General features: G+C 62.3%; 14 protein-coding genes. 10 read left to right on the forward strand and 4 right to left on the reverse strand.

Going from position 1 to position 15,264, the window contains the following annotated elements:
• Window positions 1-79: 79 nt before the first annotated feature.
• From lptG to CIT25_RS36135, 3 genes are read right to left on the reverse strand one after another with little or no spacing between them, the layout of a single operon-like run.
• Window positions 80-1,162, reverse strand: a complete 1,083-nt coding sequence (gene lptG, locus CIT25_RS03685; RefSeq protein WP_095483301.1) for an LPS export ABC transporter permease LptG — start codon at window positions 1,160-1,162, stop codon at window positions 80-82.
• A 16-nt stretch (window positions 1,163-1,178) separates the two neighbouring features.
• Window positions 1,179-2,381, reverse strand: coding sequence for an LPS export ABC transporter permease LptF (gene lptF / locus CIT25_RS03690; RefSeq protein WP_095483204.1), 1,203 nt, complete (start codon window positions 2,379-2,381; stop codon window positions 1,179-1,181).
• A complete protein-coding gene (locus CIT25_RS36135) occupies window positions 2,378-2,695 on the reverse strand; it encodes a hypothetical protein (protein ID WP_126107128.1) in 318 nt (105 codons plus the stop codon). The genes lptF and CIT25_RS36135 overlap by 4 nt, the downstream gene beginning before the upstream one ends.
• A gap of 28 nt (window positions 2,696-2,723) precedes the next feature.
• On the opposite strand from CIT25_RS36135, the gene CIT25_RS03695 reads away from it, so the two are divergent.
• From CIT25_RS03695 to CIT25_RS03705, 3 genes are all read left to right on the forward strand, one after another.
• Entirely contained in the window at window positions 2,724-3,899 is a 1,176-nt protein-coding gene (locus CIT25_RS03695) for a flavin-containing monooxygenase (RefSeq protein ID WP_095483302.1), read from the forward strand.
• Window positions 3,900-4,000: 101 nt separating this feature from the next.
• On the forward strand, window positions 4,001-5,512 hold the full coding sequence (locus tag CIT25_RS03700; RefSeq protein ID WP_095483303.1) for a leucyl aminopeptidase: 1,512 nt from the start codon (window positions 4,001-4,003) through the stop codon (window positions 5,510-5,512).
• Window positions 5,513-5,531: 19 nt separating this feature from the next.
• Window positions 5,532-5,981 (forward strand): DNA polymerase III subunit chi, encoded by a 450-nt coding sequence (locus CIT25_RS03705; RefSeq protein ID WP_095483205.1) that lies wholly within the window; start codon window positions 5,532-5,534, stop codon window positions 5,979-5,981.
• 129 nt (window positions 5,982-6,110) lie between these two features.
• On the opposite strand, the gene CIT25_RS03710 is transcribed toward CIT25_RS03705, so the two are convergent.
• Complete coding sequence (locus CIT25_RS03710) at window positions 6,111-6,833, reverse strand: haloacid dehalogenase type II (RefSeq protein ID WP_095483304.1); 723 nt, start codon at window positions 6,831-6,833, stop codon at window positions 6,111-6,113.
• Between the two features lie 268 nt (window positions 6,834-7,101).
• On the opposite strand from CIT25_RS03710, the gene CIT25_RS03715 reads away from it, so the two are divergent.
• From CIT25_RS03715 to CIT25_RS03745, 7 genes are all read left to right on the forward strand, one after another.
• Window positions 7,102-8,598, forward strand: a complete 1,497-nt coding sequence (locus CIT25_RS03715; protein ID WP_158302505.1) for an SLC13 family permease — start codon at window positions 7,102-7,104, stop codon at window positions 8,596-8,598.
• 32 nt (window positions 8,599-8,630) lie between these two features.
• Window positions 8,631-9,875 carry a glycerate kinase family protein gene (locus tag CIT25_RS03720; RefSeq protein ID WP_095483305.1) on the forward strand — a complete coding sequence of 415 codons (1,245 nt, stop codon included), beginning with the start codon at window positions 8,631-8,633 and terminating at the stop codon, window positions 9,873-9,875.
• Window positions 9,876-10,162: 287 nt separating this feature from the next.
• Window positions 10,163-10,903, forward strand: a complete 741-nt coding sequence (locus CIT25_RS03725) for a FadR/GntR family transcriptional regulator (RefSeq protein ID WP_095483207.1) — start codon at window positions 10,163-10,165, stop codon at window positions 10,901-10,903.
• The gene (locus CIT25_RS03730; protein WP_095483208.1) at window positions 10,900-12,075 is read left to right on the forward strand and encodes a PLP-dependent transferase; all 1,176 of its coding nucleotides are present in this window, start codon (window positions 10,900-10,902) and stop codon (window positions 12,073-12,075) included. The genes CIT25_RS03725 and CIT25_RS03730 overlap by 4 nt, the downstream gene beginning before the upstream one ends.
• A 27-nt stretch (window positions 12,076-12,102) precedes the next feature.
• A complete protein-coding gene (locus CIT25_RS03735) occupies window positions 12,103-13,362 on the forward strand; it encodes an ABC transporter substrate-binding protein (protein ID WP_095483209.1) in 1,260 nt (419 codons plus the stop codon).
• 104 nt (window positions 13,363-13,466) lie between these two features.
• The gene (locus CIT25_RS03740; RefSeq protein ID WP_095483210.1) at window positions 13,467-14,402 is read left to right on the forward strand and encodes a carbohydrate ABC transporter permease; all 936 of its coding nucleotides are present in this window, start codon (window positions 13,467-13,469) and stop codon (window positions 14,400-14,402) included.
• Window positions 14,403-14,420: 18 nt separating this feature from the next.
• Entirely contained in the window at window positions 14,421-15,254 is an 834-nt protein-coding gene (locus CIT25_RS03745; protein WP_095483211.1) for a carbohydrate ABC transporter permease, read from the forward strand.
• The last annotated feature ends 10 nt before the right edge of the window (window positions 15,255-15,264 follow it).

The following is a 15,264-nucleotide window of genomic DNA, read 5'->3' on the forward strand; positions in this document are numbered from 1 at the left end:
AGCAGGCATGCCAAGGCGCTCGCCCCATAGAGGCGCGCCAAACCGGCCTGCCTATGGATGCGCAAAACCGCCCCCCTCACTAGCCGTCTTCCTTGTACAGCAAGAAAGTCACCCCGAAGAACATAGCCACGACAACCGGAACCCATGCAGCCACGACTGTGGGTACGAATCCCGCCACGCCGAATGCCTTGACCAGCACCGTCACGACATAAAGCAGAAACCCAGCCAGGACGCCACCCAGAATCATCGTCGCGGATTGTCCCATCCTCGCAAATCGCATCGACACCGTTGCGGCAATCAGCGTCATGGCGACGAGAAGGAACGGCAGCGCCACCAGCGAATCAAACTGCATGGCAAAGGCATTTGCCTTGAGCCCGAAGGAGCGGGCAACCTCGATCTTGCTGGGCAGATCGTAGAAAGGGATGGTTTCCGGGCGCGCCAGCCGCTCTTGCACGAATTCGGGCTTGAGATTGGTCGACACCCGGTCGCTTGCCACCGATTGGATGTTGCCGTCCCGGAAAACCTTGACGTCCTGCAGTTCCCAGTAGCCATCGCGCAAAAAGGCGTGCGCCGCGTCCTTGCGTTCGACGATGTCGCCTTGCGGGCTGAGGATGAAGAAGACGGCATCGGCCATCTCGAGGCCCTGATTGAGAATGGCGCGCGCGCCGATGATGGTATCGCCGGTACTGGTTTTCTGCCGGATCCAGGGCTCGGCGTCGGCCGACACGGCGTTCGACTTGCCGGAGCGGAGCTGGGTTTCGATCTTTTCGGACCAGGAAAACGCATGCGCGGCGATCGGATTGATGACGCCGACCGACAACACGCCGAACAGCAGCGCCCCGATGCAGCACGGCAGCAGGAATTGCCATGCGGATACGCCGGCGGAACGCGCGATGACCAGTTCATATCTGCGATTGAGCGAGACCAGCGTCGCCATCGCCGAGAATAGCCCGACGAACGGCACCGTCTGCAGCATGATCATCGGCATCCTCAGCGCTGAAATGGCGAACGCCGTCCCGTACGTGAAGCCCGGCAAGCCGGTCGTGCGACCGGAAAGCTCGGTGAAGTCGATCAGGAACACGAGCGCCAACAGGCCGATGAAGAACCAGATGGTGATCGTCACGTAGCGGAAGAAGAAGTATCTACCCAGGGTCCAGCCCATTAGCGTGTCCAGCCCATTAGCCGGCCCCTTGGCCAGAAGCGCCACGCCTGGCGAAGCGAAGCTTGATGGCGCTCCAGCCGTCACTGAAGCGACCGGCGAAATTCGTCATCCAGTCGGCCCAGGCGACCGGCAGCTCCATGGTCCGGTTGGAGACTATGAACCATGTCGCGACCGCGGACGCCACGATAGGAACGCCGTAGACCATATAGGCATATTGCGGAACGTTGTCGGCTTTACCGGCGGCAAAGAAACCAAGCCAACGTACGAAAAGCGCAATCGCGATGGCCGTGATCAGCGGATGGATGCGCGCCTCGCGATGGGACCGCGCATCTCCCGCGACCGCAAGCGCGATCAGCGCGAAGACAAGTGAATAGGACCATTCGGAAAAACGCTGGTTGAGCTCGGCCAGATACCTGTTCGGCTTTTTTTGGAACGCCTTGTCGTTCGGACTGGGATTGAGCAGGTATTGGGTCGTCCGGTCCTTCGGCAAAAGCAACACGTCCGATGAGGCCGACATGAAGGCGGACAGGTCGAAGGCATAGGAGGTGAATCGGATGACCGAAAGATCGCCGGTCAGCGTTTCGCGATGGATGACGCCGTCGTTCATCATCAGCACCTTCTCGTCGCCGTTTTCGATGATGGCTCCGGTCTTGGCGTAGTAGATGAGGTTAACGCCTTCTTCGCGCGAATCGGCGACGAAGATGCCGCCGAGGCGGTTGTCCGGAAGCCGCTCGCCAATCTGCAGGAACAGGCCGTCGTCGATCTTGCGAAAGGTGCCTTCCTGGATGATCAGCGACAACAGATCGGCACGCGACGACGCCACCAGCTGGCGGTTTTTCTGGCGTGCATACGGATCGACGCCGTTGTCGACGGCGAACGACAAGACGCTGGCCGCCAGCGCCAGCAGCATGATCGGCCTGACGATGGTCCAGCGCGAGGCGCCCGCGGCGTTCAAGACGGCAAGCTCAGAATCGGAATTCATCGCGCTCAGCGTCTGAGCGACGGCGACCACCAGGGCGAAGGGCACGACGATCGGGATGATCGACGGAATGATCAGCGCAGCGACCTCGAAGAAGGTCAGCGCCGACTGGCCGCTGTCGGTGACGAGATCGATGCGGGCGAGCACCTGCGTCGTCCACACGATCGCCAGCGTCCAAATAAGCGCTGCCAGGAACACCGCCAGCGCGCGACGCATGATGTAGCGTTCAACGACCTTCATAAAGGCTTTTCTCGATTTTGCCGAACGGCATCATGCCTCCAGACAAAGTAGTCGTCCGGCGACGCCTGCACAACCGGTCCCGTTTGGCGGTTCGATCTGGTTTCCCGTCCCACATCGTTATTCCCGGTGGCCGGAGTGTCGGCGGCAATGGATAAGAAAGGGCGAACATCGATGGTTAACAACAGGTTGCGGCAGGAAAGCGGGGCCGTGCCGCGACGAATCGCCGTCGATTCCATCCGCCATATGGGATCTGATTCCGGCAAAGTCTTGCCAAATGCCGGAAAACGACCAAATGTCGCGCCGATCACGGTCATGGCCGCCGTGGCCGCGACGGGTACAGACATGGAAGCAGAAGTAACAGAATTGCGCGGTCAAACCGGCCAGGAATCGATTTTTCACGGTGCGATCGTGATCGGCGCCGGCGCGGCGGGGCTGGCCGCCGCCCATGCGCTGAAAAAGGCCGGCGTGCCGACGCTTGTCCTGGAAAAGGAAAGGCGGCTTGCCGAGCCCTGGTACCGGCGGCACGAACGGTTGCATCTCAATTCGCATCGCGATCTCTCGACGCTGCCTGGCGTCGATTATCCCGCAGGCACCCCCGCCTTTCCCCACAAAACAGCAGTCATCCGCCACCTGAACGATTTCAGCCAGGCGCACAATCTGCCGATCCGGCTTGGCGTCGCCGTCGAGGAGATCGCGTTCAGCGGCGATCAATGGACCGTTGAGACCAGTGCCGGGCCCCTGCCGGCGCATCATGTCGTCGTTGCCACCGGGCGCGACCGGCAGCCGTTCATTCCGCAGTGGAAGGGCGCCGACGACTTTGCCGGCCGCATCATGCATTCGGCGGATTTTGGCAAAGCCGAGGATTATGCGGGAAAAAAGGTGCTGGTTGTCGGCGCTGGCAATTCGGGCTTCGACGTGCTCAATCATCTGGCGGGGGCGAACGCCGCCTCTATCTGGCTGTCGGCGCGCAACGGCCCCTCGCTGCTGCCCAAACGCGTCGGCAAGATCGCCGTCCACAGGCTTTCGCCGTTCTTGGCGCGATTGCCGATTTGGCTCGCCGATGCGGTGATGGCGGCAACGCAGCGCCTGGTTTTCGGCGACCTGACGAAGTTTGGCCTGCCGCCCGCGTCCTCGGGGGGCGCAAGCCGCCTGACCGACGACTACACTGCGATCGCCACCGACGACGGCGCCGTTCGCGCCATCAAGGCCGGTCAGGTCGTGGTACTGCCGCAGGTAAGGGAATTTACCCGCGACGGCGTCATCCTCGACAACGGCAACCTGATCGCTCCCAATATCGTCATCGCGGCGACCGGCTACCGCACCGGGCTCGAACGCATGGTTGGCAAGCTCGGCGTCCTCGACGGCAGGGGCGTTCCCCTTTTCAACGGCGGCGAGACCGACCCGAAATTGCCCGGCCTGTGGTTTACCGGCATGCGGCCAAGCATTCGCGGTTGCTTCGCCAATGCCCGAATTCAGGCCAAGGCAATCGCGCAGCAGATCGTCAGGCAGAGGCGATGAACTGAAAAATAGGGTGGTGCTTGCGGTCGGAAACGGCCAAGTATCGGGTTTCGTCAAGGCACTCTTCCAAAACCCAACGCCGTTCCCGAAAGCAGGACATGATGACTTCGAGACCTTCGATCGCCTTCGCCAAATTCGCAGCGCCCAAAAAGGGCAGTGTCTTCGTGCTGGCGGCCAACGATGGCGGTCTCGGCGATGCGGCAAAGGCTTGCGATCCGGCAAAGACCCTGGAGCGGGCGTTTCCGGTGGCCGACTTTTCCGGCAAGTTCGCCAGCCTGGTCGAAGTGCTGGCGCCGGAGGGCACATCGCTCGACCGGCTGGTGGCGGTCGGCGTCGGCAAGGTCTCGGGGCTCGACGACCATGCCTGGCTGAAGCTCGGCGGCACGATCGCTGCATCCTTGCGCAAGGCCACCGAGGTGACCGTCGTGCTCGATCTGCCGGATGCTGACGTCGGCGGCAGGCAAGCGGCACAGCTTGCCGCGGGCATCCTTCTGCGCAGCTATACCTTCGACAAGTACAAGACGAAAAAGGACAATAATGACGGCCAGCGCGATGGCAAGAAGGCCGAGCCCAAAAAGCCGGTCAAGGTGACCATCCACACCACCGATCCGGCGGCGGCGAAAAGGGCCTTCGCCGACGAGGTGGCGGTGATCGACGGGGTGCTCCTGGCGCGCGACCTGGTCAACGAACCGGCCAATATACTCGGGCCGGTGGAATTCGCCGCCCGCGTCAGCGAACTGGAAGCGCTCGGCGTCACGGTCGAGATCCTGGTCGAGAAGGATATGAAGAAGCTCGGCATGGGCGCGCTGCTCGGCGTTGCGCAAGGCTCGCCGCGTGGCGCCCGCATAGCCGTCATGCGATGGAACGGCGGCAAGGCCAAGGACAGCCTGGTTGCCTTCGTCGGCAAGGGTGTCACTTTCGACACCGGCGGCAATTCGATAAAGACGGCCTCCGGCATGGAGGACATGAAGGGCGACATGGGCGGCGCGGCCGCCGTGACAGGGCTGATGCACGCGCTGGCCGCGCGCAAGGCCAAGGCCAACGTCGTCGGCATCATCGGGCTAGTGGAAAATGCCGTCGACGGCCACGCGCAGCGTCCCGGTGACATCGTCACCTCGATGTCGGGTCAGACCATCGAGGTGCTCAACACCGACGCCGAAGGCCGCCTCGTTCTGGCCGATGCGCTGTGGTATTGCAACGATCGCTTCCAGCCGAAATTCATGGTCAATCTGGCGACGCTGACCGGCGCCACCATGGTCGCGCTCGGCCAGCACTATGCCGGGCTGTTCTCCAACGATGACGAATTGGCGAACAGGCTGACGAGCGCCGGGCAGGCGACGCAGGAACGAGTGTGGCGGATGCCGCTCGGCGCCGAATACGACAAGCTGATCGATTCGAAAAATGCCGACATGAAGAACATCGGCGGCCGCTACGGCGGCGCCATCATCGCGGCGCAGTTCTTGCAGCGCTTCGTCAAGGATACGCCCTGGGCGCATCTCGACATCGCCGGCACCGCGATGGGCGCGCCGTCCAGCGAGATCAACCAGTCATGGGCCTCCGGCTTCGGCGTCAGGCTGCTCGACCGACTGATGCGCGACAATTACGAGGGGTGAGGCCTTTCAAGGCGCAATCATGGCTGACGTCCTATTCTATCACCTGACCGAATCGACGCTGGAGGATGCGCTCCCCGGCCTGCTCGAGCGCAGCGTCGATCGCGGTTGGCGCGCCGTGGTGCAGGCCGGCACCGAGGAGCGGCGCGACGCGCTGGACCAGCATCTGTGGATATTCAGAGACGATTCGTTCCTGGCGCACGCGACGGACCGCGAATCCCATCTGGCCGAGCAGCCGATCCTTTTGACCACCGGCCAGGACAATCCGAACGAGGCGCAGATACGCTTCCTGGTCGACGGCGCGGCGCCGCCGGAGCTTGGTAGTTATGAGCGCGCCGTGTTCCTATTCGACGGCCACGATGCGGCCCAGGTCGAGGCGGCGCGCATGCACTGGAAGACGATGAAGGAAGCCGGCCACGCGGTCACCTACTGGCAGCAGACTTCAGATCGGCGCTGGGAACGCAAGGCGTGAAGCTGCCGCCTTGGCTATCGTCAACCTGGGATCAGATCGCCGAGCAATCGGGTCGCGATGTCGAATAAAGAGCATCGGACCAAAAGTGGAAGAACCCTGAAAGGGTGGTTTGCTGATCGTTGAGACGCGCTACAACTGAAGCCGTTCAGCCAATTCAATGAAGTCGCTGATCACCAGGTCCCAGGCCTGATCAGGGTGCAAGTCCGTGGTCTGCGCTAATCCGTGCTCGGTCGGACGCGGGACAAAGGCTGTTCGCAATCCGCATGCCCGAGCCGCTGCAAGGTCGCCATTGTGAGCGGCCACAAGACAGATCTCATCTGGCTTCATTGCCAGGACGTCAGCGGTGCGAAGATAGGCTTCCGGCATCGGCTTGTACGCTCGCACGACTTCGGCGCCGAGGATCGCATCCCAGGGGATGCGGCTACGCTTCGCCATGTTGAGCATGAGGACGATGTTCCCGTTCGAGAGCGGCGCGATGATATAGCGGGCCTTCAGCCGTGTGAGGCCTGCCACCGCGTCCGGCCATGGCTCCAATCGGTGCCATGCCAGGTTCAGTTCGTCCAGCTCGGACGCCGGCACCGACGCCGGGTCGATCCCGAATTCTGGCAAAACAGCTTCCAGATTCTCCCGATGCAGCACGTCGAGCCGTGTAAAGGGCCGTCGGCCGCTGCGCACCTCCTCCATCGCTGGGGAGTAACGGCGGCGCCACGCATCCGCGAAAGCGGTAGGAATGGCCGTTCCGGCTCCATGCCGCTTCAGGAACGGTTCAGCTTCGCGCGCCACGCCGCTGCGCCAATCGACGACAGTGCCGAATACGTCGAATACCAAGGCACGTACACCATCCAATGGCATCACATTCGGCTCCTTGATCCGCACACTGCGTCTTTGGCATGGATCGGCCTGAGAAGTCGACCGCACGGACCCGGTCGGAAACGGGCTGGTTCGCCAACTCAGCTTGCCCTTCATGGATTAACCGGCCGTCGATCTTCTGGCAGCACCGGTTCCGTGTTCTCGACCTCATCGCCGTCATCTACCTGTCAAAAAAGTGTCAGGTGAGCTGGAATAGGCCTCGGCTTGGCCCGTTAACCCGCCATCTCAACCGGAGATGGAAGGTGCTTCCATGCTGCATAGCGTTCCCACGACGAGGGCCACAGTCGGTGCATTCGCCGATGCCGAAGGGCGGCAGGCATGGTTGTTCCGGCCGCTATCACCCAGATTGGTCATCGGCTTGCTTTCCCTGCAAGCTTGCACCTTTGTCATTCTTTACGGATTGGACGGCCTGCCGATTGAAGGCCGACTGTCGCTCTCGGTCTTCGCCGGGGTCCTGATCGCCTGGGTAGTGCTCGGCCTGCCCGACATGCCTGTGGCGCTCGCCGGCGCGCTTGCCCTTGTTGTTTCGGGTGCGGTCGACGAAGAGGCCCTCTTTGCCACGCTCGGCAGCGAAATCATCTGGCTCCTGATTGCCGCTTTCGTCATGGCGTCGGTCATGCGCAGCAGCGGTACCGCCGAGCGCCTGGCAGGCGTCGCGCTGACGCGCTGCAGGACGGTTTCCCGAATGTTCTGGGGCGCGACGCTGGTCATTGCGCTGACCGCCTTCGTGATTCCTTCTACCTCAGCCCGCGCGGCGATCCTCATGCCCGTGTTCTTCGGTCTTTCGAGTGCGATCGGCAGACCATCCGTGACCAGAGGGCTCGCGCTTCTGTTTCCCTCCGTCATCTTGCTCTCAGCCTGTGCTTCGCTGACCGGAGCTGGCGCACATCTGATTGCCGCCGATTTCATGAGGCGTGTCAGCGACACAGACATCGGCTTCGCCCACTGGGCGCTTCTCGGCGGGCCGTTCGGGTTCGTCACGAGTCTGCTTGCCTGCGGCCTGATCCAACTTCTGTTTCTGTCCGCCGAAGACCGCAGGGCCGCGATCGGCACGCTACCGGTCAGGCACCGTTCAAATTCATGCAGCGATGCTACCGTGCTGACAATCATGGGCGCGACCGTCCTGCTTTGGGCGACGAACGCGCTGCATGGACAGAATATTGCCGTCATCGCGCTCGTCGGTGCCTTGCTTGCCGCTTCCAAGCCGGTGTCGGGGATTTCGCTTAAAGAGGCGCTTAAGGGTGTCGAGTGGAACCTGCTTCTGTTCCTCGCGGCCACGCTTTTGATCGGCGAGGCGCTGCTCACCTCCGGCACCGCACGCTACCTCGTCGACCAGACGCTTGCGGCGCTCGGCGGCCACCTGTCACTAGCCCCATGGATGGTCATCGCCATCGCTGCCGTGATCTCAAGCCTGGCACATATCGTGATTATGTCTCGCACTGCGCGCGCGAGCGTCCTCATCCCAGCGGTTGCCTTGCCGCTTTCGGCGTTCGGCGTCGATCCATCGGTCCTAATCTTCGTGACGACGATCGGCAGTGGCTTCTGTCAGACGCTGATGGTCTCGGCAAAGCCGGTTCTCCTGTTCGGTTCTGCGGAGACCCTAACCTTCACACAGGCAGACCTCCTCCGGCTGGCTCTGTTCCTCTTGCCGCTCTTCGTCGCTCTGCTCGTCGCCTTCTCCTTGTTCGTCTGGCCGCTCCTTGGCCTGCCGATCGAAACACTTTCCACAATGCCCGCCAAGGCATGACTTCCGCCTGCTATTTTAGAAAGGAAACCAAAATGTCGATGACGATCCTGATTGCGCCTTCCGGTTTCAAGGAGAGCCTGACTGCCGATGAAGCGACGGCGTGCATCGCTGCCGGAATTCTACGGGCGATGCCGGACGCGACCATTCTCAAGGCGCCGATGGTCGATGGCGGGGAGGGCTTCACCAACGCACTGGTCAATCTGACCGGTGGCACGCTGCACCGGTTATCCGTCACTGGCCCGGTGGGGGACCCGGTAGACTCCTTCATCGGATTCATGGGTGGTCAGCCAGTCCGCACCGCCGTGATAGAAATGGCCGCAGCGGCGGGCCTGCGTCTCGTTCCACGGGATCGCCGCGACCCGTGCCTGACGACAAGCTTCGGCGTCGGCGAGCTCATCGGCGCCGCCCTCGATGCCGGTGCCGAGCGAATCCTGCTTGGCTGCGGCGACAGCGGCGTCAATGACGGTGGTGCCGGCATGGCCGAGGCGCTCGGCGTGCGGTTTCTCGACGATAGCGGCCGCCCGCTCGCGCGAGGCGGGGCCGCGCTCCGGCATCTCGCTTCTATCGACATGACGGGCATCGATCCCCGCCTCGCGAAGGTGCGGATCGATGCGGCCGTCAACTGGCACAATGTGCTGCTCGGACCCAAAGGTGTTGCCCGCGTGTTCGGTCCCCAGAAAGGAGCAACGCCGGCGCAGGTCGAGGAGCTTGCTGCAGCGATGGAAGTCCATGCCAAGGCGATCGAGCGTGCGACCGGCATTCAGGTTGACACCGCTCCGGGTGCCGGCGCATCGGGCGGCCTAGGAGCAGCCGTGCTCGGCCTTCTTCTGGGCCGGCTCCATCCGCGCTACGAGATCGTGATGCAGTATCTTGACCTCGACGCGTTGATCGATCGCGCGAACCTGGTGATCACCGCCGAGGGAAGCCTGGATGGCCAAACGCCCTATGGCAAGGTGCCATCCGAGGTGGCGCGCCGCGCCAAGCTGCGCGGCCTGCCCGTCATTGCACTCGCCGGAACGATTGGCAAAGGTGTGACGCTCAACTTCGAGCACGGCATTGATGCCTTCGCCAGCATTCTCAAACGGCCGTGCTCACTGGAGGAAGCGATCGAAAATGCCGGCAAGCTGCTGACGCGAGCCGCCGAGGATGCCGTGCGCCTGATGAGCGTTGGTATAAGGCTCGCCCGACCTCCAGCCCGCATTGTGCGGCGCATGGCAGAAAACGGCCTGGTATGCCACAGCGGCGACACCGGACTATTGCGGCCTCATAGCGATTAAAGGCGAAAAGGGGCTTTAGAGATCCGTCCTACCCGGCGATTTGCCTTAGCGAATGCGAACTCCGACCCACGAGCGCCAGTTGCCTCTAACGTCGGCTTTCGAGATGCCATCTCGGCAGGGGGGAATGACCGACTAGGGTCACGGCTTCCGCTTAAACTTCTCCGCAGGAATGGCAGAGAAGGGTCGTGAGCCGAAATTCAACTGAGACACCGCCCAGCCCACTTGACGAAAGGTCGACCGCGCGCAAAACTGCTAAGATGTCAGACCAATTTTGGATCTAAGTGCCCATGCGAGCGCGCGGCGAACTGCCCGGGGCACCTGCCACGCGTGTGGCAATCGCCACGCTCCCGCCGCTGGATCGCGGCAAGCAGGTCATGGAGGCGCTGGCCGACTATGTCGAGCGCGCCGCGCTGAAGAGCGGTGACCGGCTTCCGACCGAACGCGAATTGATGGCCGCGCTTTCCGTCGGGCGTTCGACGATACGGGAGGCGATGGGGCGTTTCGAAGCGCTCGGCGTCACCGAGACCCGCAAAGGCAGCGGCACCTACCTGCTCAAGCCGATATCCGCCGGCACGATCCATTTGCCGCTGTCACTCAATACGGCAGAGCTGCGTGACGGTCTCTTGCACACCCTCGAGGTGCGCCGCGGCATCGAGGCCGAGGCAAGCATGGTTGCGGCGCGGCGGCGGACAGCCGACGATCTGCGGACGATCGAGCAAAAACTCATCGAGATGGAGCGCGTCCATCTTGCCACTGGCACGTCGGGCCCGGAAGACCTGGCCTTTCACCTGGCTGTTTACGACGCCACCCACAACCCGCTTTTCCGGCAGCTCCTGGGGCAGATGCGCGAAGCGTTCGAGCGCTTCTGGGATCATCCTTTCGACCGGCAGGATTTCGCGCGGCGATCGTTCCCGCATCACCGCGAGCTGTTCGATGCCATCGTCGCCAGGGACGCGGAGCTGGCGCGCGAAAAAACGCTGAAGATCCTCGAGATCGTGGAAGAGGATATCGAGGAAATGTCGAAATGAACGGTCCCGATTTTTTCGACCAGGCATCGCTGATCGCCGCGCATGACGAGGGCAACGCCTTCGATGCCGTCGTGCCGCCGATCGTGCAGACCTCGCTCTTCACCTTCCCGAACTATGACGAGATGCTCGAGACATACCGCGGCGAAAAAGTGAGGCCGACCTACACGCGAGGGCTGAACCCGACCGTGCGCATGTTCGAGGAAATGCTCGCAAAACTGGAAGGTGCCGAGGACGCTATCGGTTTCGCAAGCGGCATGTCCGCCATCTCGTCGGCGGTCCTGAGTTTCGTCGAGCCGGGCGACCGCATCGTCGCAGTCAGGCATATCTACCCGGACGCGTTCCGGCTGTTCGGGACGCTGCTCGCGCGCATGCGCATCGAGGTGACCTATGTCGACGGGCGCGACGAAGATGCCGTCGCAAGCGCCCTGCCTGGCGCCAGGCTGTTCTATATGGAAAGCCCGACCAGCTGGGTCATGGAAACGCATGACATCGGTGCGCTCGCTGCGCTGGCAAAGTCCCATGGCATCCCGACCATCATCGACAACAGCTGGGCCAGCCCGGTCTTCCAGCGGCCGCTGTCGCTCGGCGTCGATATTGTGGTCCACTCCGCATCCAAGTATCTGGGCGGCCACAGCGATGTCGTGGCCGGCGTGGTCGCGGGCTCGAAGGATTTGATCGGCCGCATCCGCGGCGAAGCCTATCCATATCTCGGCGGCAAGCTGTCGCCATTCGATGCCTGGCTCTTGATCCGTGGCTTGCGCACACTGCCGATCCGCATGCGCGCGCATCAGGCCTCCGGCCTCGAAATCGCACGGCGTCTGCAGGATCATCCGATCGTCGAGAAGGTCTGCCATCCGGGTTTGGCCAACCTGCTTCCCGCGGGGCTCACCGGCACGTCGGGCCTGTTCTCGTTTGTCTTCCGCGACGGCATCGACATCCGGACGTTTGCGGACCGCCTTAAGCTGTTCAAGCTGGGCGTGTCGTGGGGCGGCCACGAAAGCCTCATCGTGCCCGGCGAGGTCGTGCTGCAGCAGAAGGCCCAACCCAATTCCGCGATGGCGTTCGGCGTCCATCCGCGGTCCGTGCGTCTCCATGTCGGCCTCGAGGGAACCGAGGCGCTGTGGAGTGACCTGGAAACGGCGATCGACGCCGCTTCCGAAGAAAAGACCTGAAGCAACCAGACAAGAAGGGAACGGAAAATGAAGAAGCTTCTTATCGCGGCATTCGCCACCGTGCTGATGTCGGGTGCTGCACTCGCCGACACGACGCTGAAGCTCGTGGAGGTGATCACCAGCCCCGAGCGCACCGAAACCCTGAAATCGATCGTCTCCAAATTCGAGGCTGCCAACCCGGGCACAAAGGTCGAGGTCATCTCGCTACCCTGGGGCGAGGCGTTCCAGAAATTCGCGACCATGGTGTCCGCCGGTGAAATTCCCGACGTCATGGAGATGCCGGACACGTGGCTCTCGCTCTATGCCAACAACGGCCTTCTCGAAAGCCTAGAACCCTATCTTGCCAAATGGGAGCACACCTCGGGCCTCACCGATCGCGCGCTAGAGCTCGGCCGCGACGTGAACAACACCGCCTACATGCTGCCCTATGGTTTCTATCTTCGGGCGATGTTCTACAACAAGAAGCTGTTCCAGGAGGCTGGTGTCGCCGAGCCGCCCAAGACGATGGACGAGTTCGTGGCGGCGTCGGAGAAAGTCTCCAAGCTTCCGGGCAAATATGGCTACTGCCTGCGCGGCGGGCCGGGTGGTCTCAACGGCTGGATGATGTTCGGCGCAACCATGGCCGGCTCCAACAAATTCTTCAATGAAGACGGCACCTCGACGATGAACAGCGAAGGCTGGGTCAAGGGACTGACCTGGGTCGTCGACCTCTACAAGAAGGGATTGGCGCCGAAGGACAGCGTCAACTGGGGCTTCAACGAAATCGTCGCCGGTTTCTACACCGGCACCTGTGCCATGCTCGATCAGGATCCAGACGCGCTGATCGCAATCGCCGAGCGGATGAAGCCGGAAGACTACGGCGTCATGACCATGCCGAAGGGGCCGTCCGGCAAGACGTTTCCGACCATCGGCTACGCCGGTTGGTCGATGATGGCGGCCAGCCAGAACAAGGACCTCTCCTGGAAGCTGATCGAAACGCTCGAAGGGCCCGAGGGCAATGTCGAGTGGAACAAGCGCACCGGAGCGCTGCCGGTCCACAAGTCGGCCGAAAAGGATCCGTTCTACGCGAGCGAGCAGTTCAAGGGCTGGTTCGCCGAACTCGAGGACAAGGATGCGGTGCCGACGGTCATGCCGACCTACCTCGAGGAGTTCGCCTTCTTCAAGGACTCGATGGTCATCAAGACCAGTCAACAGGCCCTGCTCGGCGACATCACGCCCGAGGAAATGGCCAACCAGTGGGCCGACTATTTGACCAAGGCGCAGCAGAAATTCCTGGCCAAGAAATAAACGGCGCACCGCGAGCTTCGGAGCCGCTTATCGCGGGCGGCTCCGAATAGGTCTCGTCCATGGTCGATTGGAAGGATGGCGAATTGGAACGAAAGCGTTAGCTGATGGTTTTTGACGCCACCGCCGGCCTCCCGGAATCGCGCCGCCAGTCGCTGGTCGACCGGATCACGCGCCACGCCGAGCCATATCTTTACACCGCCCCGGCGCTGATTCTGATCGTCACCATCATGCTGGCACCGCTGGTGCTTGGCCTGTCCTACGCCTTCCGCGACGTGCATTTGCTCAATCCCTTCTCTGGCGGCTATGTCGGGCTCGATCATTTTCGCACCCTTTATGACGATGACAATTTCTATCGGGCGCTGCGCAACACGTTGTGGTGGACCGGCGCATCCGTCTTGCTGCAATTCGTGTTCGGCCTGATCCTGGCGCTGTTGCTCGACCGGCCGTTTGCCGGCCGCGCCATCGCGCAGGCGCTGGTGTTCCTGCCCTGGGCGGTGCCGACCTTCCTGACCGGGCTCAATTGGGCGTGGCTGTTCAACCCCGTCATCGGACCGCTGCCGCATTGGCTTTATGCCCTCGGCCTCATGAGTGAGCCAGCCAACATCCTTTCAAATCCGCAGCTTGCCATGTGGGGACCAATCATTGCCAACGTCTGGTGGGGCATTCCCTTCTTCGCCATCACGCTGCTGGCCGCGCTCCAGGCCATCCCGCGCGACCTCTACGAAGCGGCGGCGATCGACGGCGCCGGTGCGGTCAGGCGGTTCACATCGATCACCTTGCCGTTCCTTGCGCCGACCATTGCGATCACCGTGCTGTTGCGCACCGTCTGGATCTCGAATTTCGCCGACCTGATCATCGTCATGACCAGCGGCGGGCCGGCCGACCGCACGCAGATCGTCGCGAGCTACATCTTCACGCAAGCCTTCAGGGCCCTTGATTTCGGCTATGCCTCGGCCATTGCGCTGGTGCTGCTCGTCCTGCTGCTCGCCTATTCGATGCTGATCGTCATGCTGCGGCAAGTCCTGATGGACAGGGCCTGACGGATCGGGGATGACCACATGAACAGGTATTCGATCTTCGGCACCGCGCTGCACCGCCTGGCGATCCTCTGCTACGTGGTCTTTGCGCTGTTCCCGCTGTTCTGGCTGTTGAAAGTATCGGTCACGCCGAACGACCTGCTCTATTCGGAGGGCGTGCGGATGTGGCCGTCGCGGATGAGCTTTGAACATTTCCGCTTCGTGCTGGCCCACAGCGCATTCCCGGTCTTCTTCAGGAACAGCATGATCGTTGCCGGCGCGACGGCCGTGATCGTGACACTGCTCGCGTCCCTCTCTGGCTATGCGCTGTCGCGCTTCACCTTTCGCGGCAAATACTGGCTGGTCGCACTGATGCTGCTCACCCAGATGTTTCCATTGGTGATGCTGGTCGCGCCGATCTTCAAGATGCTCTCGCCGCTCGGGCTGACCAACAGCCTGACCGGACTGGTCGTCGTCTACACCGCCTTCAACATTCCCTTCGCGACATTCCTGATGCAGTCGTTCTTCGACGGCATTCCCAAGGAGTTGGAGGAGGCGGCCAAGATCGATGGCGCCACGCAGTTCATGGCATTTCGCCAGATCGTCCTGCCGCTGACGCTGCCGGGCATTGCCGCGACGCTGGGTTTTGTGTTCACCGCCGCGTGGAGCGAACTGCTGTTCGCGTTGATGCTGATTTCGGGCAACAGCGCCGCCACGTTTCCGGTCGGTCTGCTCACCTTCGTGTCGAAGTTTTCGGTCGATTTCGGGCAGATGATGGCGGCCGGCGTGCTGGCGCTGATCCCGGCCTGCCTCTTCTTCCTGTTCATCCAGCGCTATCTGGTCCAAGGCCTGACGGCCGGCGCGGTCAAGGGCTGAGTGAGGTTTC

The organism is Mesorhizobium mediterraneum, from assembly GCF_002284565.1.
In the GTDB taxonomy this organism is placed as follows: domain Bacteria; phylum Pseudomonadota; class Alphaproteobacteria; order Rhizobiales; family Rhizobiaceae; genus Mesorhizobium; species Mesorhizobium mediterraneum.